This window comes from Halorubrum sp. Atlit-26R (genome assembly GCF_003666015.1).
In the GTDB taxonomy this organism is placed as follows: domain Archaea; phylum Halobacteriota; class Halobacteria; order Halobacteriales; family Haloferacaceae; genus Halorubrum.
The window spans coordinates 1-2304 of sequence record NZ_QPLT01000039.1; the positions used below are offsets into that span (position 1 = coordinate 1).

A 2304-nucleotide genomic window follows, 5' to 3' on the forward strand; every position below is an offset into this window, starting at 1 on the left:
CGTCGACGATCCGGGGATCTATACGGCACGATATCAGCCAGGCTCGTGGCTTGGACATGACCCAGCCTACGTGAGTGATACAGCGACTGTCCGTTGGCACCCACTTGGAACCATCAACGGCTGGTTCTCGTTCCTCTTCGAGATTTTCTGGCAGTTCATTCCGTTCTTCGTGATGTTCTACGCCGGACATCGTCTCCTCCGGATGCTCGGCCCAGAGGACCTTTTCCAACGAGATCAATGATACGAAATAACCCAATCATCAGCAGACGGAACTTCCTCCGAACAACCGCAGGTGCGGCGCTTGTAAGCGTTACAGGTTGTCTGAATGGCGATGAAGACTCAGACTCTCCCGATGACGGAACTGGCCCAGTAGATGGGCAAGGCCCGCTACAACGAGTCGCTGTCGAAGGAACCACGCTCGTTGTCGAACTCTCTCCTGACGCTGACGTCGACCAAGTCAACCTCATCCAGCCGAACGGAGAGCTCTTCGGAACCCGTGATGTGGCCGCAGGGGCCCAACAGGTCTCGTTTGAGATTGGAACCGCATATGAGCCTGGTGAGTATCGCGTAGTCGCACTGAAAGGCGAGGAGGCGGTCACAGAGAGTACTACGGATATCGTACCGGAGATCCAGATTCAGGACGTTGGTCTCTACCGGAATAATCCTGACAAGCCGTGGGACGAGGTCTACGGGGAGAGCCCAACTGATGCGAAAAAGAACGGAGAGGCATTTGTTACCGTTCAGAACACCGGAAGTGGACCGGATGAGGTCGTCGAGATGCGATTTACTGGAGACGTTCCTAACCCTGTCGCAGATCCCCGTGGAAGTGGAATCTACGAGAAGGAGAGCGTCATAGTTTCGGCAGGTGAGACGGCCGAGATCTTCAGCGACTCGTTCCCGTTTGGTTCAGAAATCGGGGACGAGGGAATGGGCTGTTCGACTGACGGTAATAGTGGGCGGTTCAGCATTATACTAGAGACTCGAGTTACAGGTCAGCAAGCCACGAAGGCGTACAACGTAGAATACACCGGCGCTGACGAGATGCAAAACTGCGAAATCACGATCAGTGGGGCTTGACCATGGTTGATCTCATTGACGTTGTCTTGGAGGGGTTCAAAGATGTCGTTGACTGGGTTGCTGGCCTCTTCATGGATGGTCTAACAACAGGATACAATACTCTCACTGAGGAGATGTTCGGAACTCCTACCCCTCAGACAAATGGACCATTCGTTTTCGGGGAGCCGACGAATGTACCCTGGTCAGCGATTCAAGATGCACTCGTCGGCGGCGAAATAATGCTCATCGCGTTGCTTCTACTCGTAATGAGTGTACAAGGACGTCACACCATTCGAATATTCAATATCGGCAGCACATATGAAGCGAGGAAGACAAAGAAAACCGCGTGGGTTGGTGCGTTTCTGATAATCGTCTGGTATTGGCTCGGTGTCCTTTCGCTCTACGTTGTCGATGGTTTCTCAATTGCTCTGATGCCCGGTATGGCTTCGCTTCGAAATGCTATGTTGGGATTCCTCAGTGTAACACTGACCAACCCGGGGTTATCACTGTTATTTGCGCTAATTGGAGGTATCTCGATGTGGGCATTGAAGGCTCTGTTTTACATCCGCGAGGTTCTCCTCTACGTATATCTCTACGGGATGCCGATTGCGATTGCTATCGGATATGGGAATATCCCTGTTGTGTCTGATATTTCGATGGGATTCTGTAGGCGGTTTGTCCCCCTTGCTGTCCTGCCCCTTCCAGCCGCGATAGTGTTCAAAGGATATGATCTGCTATACGGCGGGGGGACCCTCACACCACAGACTGCATTCCTCAAGTTCTTCGTCGCTGTCTCACTCCCACTGGTTGCGCTCTATCTCACTTGGAAGACGTTCAAGTACGCGACTCCGCTGACAGCCAGAGTTGTCGGAGGTACAACGAAGGGTGCTGCTCTCATCGGCGGTGTCGCGGCTGGCGCTTACGTTGGCGGCGCGGGTGTTGCGACGACAGCGGCGCGGTGGGGACCGAAAGCAGCAGCCGGCCAAGCTATCGCACAGAAAGCTGCTGCTCGAGGCGGACACGGAACTGAGGACGGAGCCCCATCGTACCGCCGAACCGAGAACGACCCTGGTGGGGCCACAGCAGACGCATCGAGTGACAAGTACGGAATGGAGTACGACCGAGGTATTCACTAATGTCTACAGATCCAGACGCGGCAGCACGGCGTATCATGAATCAGTTTGGTGAGGAGAGTCGTATCCCCTATCTCAACATCGAGGAGGGGGATGTCGGCGTACTCATCGCCTT

General features: G+C 54.1%; 2 protein-coding genes and 1 pseudogene. All 3 read left to right on the forward strand.

The genetic code is table 11. The features are described from left to right. A pseudogene (locus tag DVK07_RS23805) lies at positions 1–241 on the forward strand (hypothetical protein); the annotation flags it as partial. Beyond that, positions 238–1077 (forward strand): hypothetical protein, encoded by an 840-nt coding sequence (locus tag DVK07_RS18985; protein ID WP_121598458.1) that lies wholly within the window; start codon positions 238–240, stop codon positions 1075–1077. The pseudogene DVK07_RS23805 and the gene DVK07_RS18985, both read left to right, overlap by 4 nt. A 2-nt stretch (positions 1078–1079) precedes the next feature. Then, the gene (locus DVK07_RS18990) at positions 1080–2192 is read left to right on the forward strand and encodes a hypothetical protein (RefSeq protein WP_121598459.1); all 1113 of its coding nucleotides are present in this window, start codon (positions 1080–1082) and stop codon (positions 2190–2192) included. Positions 2193–2304 lie beyond the last annotated feature (112 nt).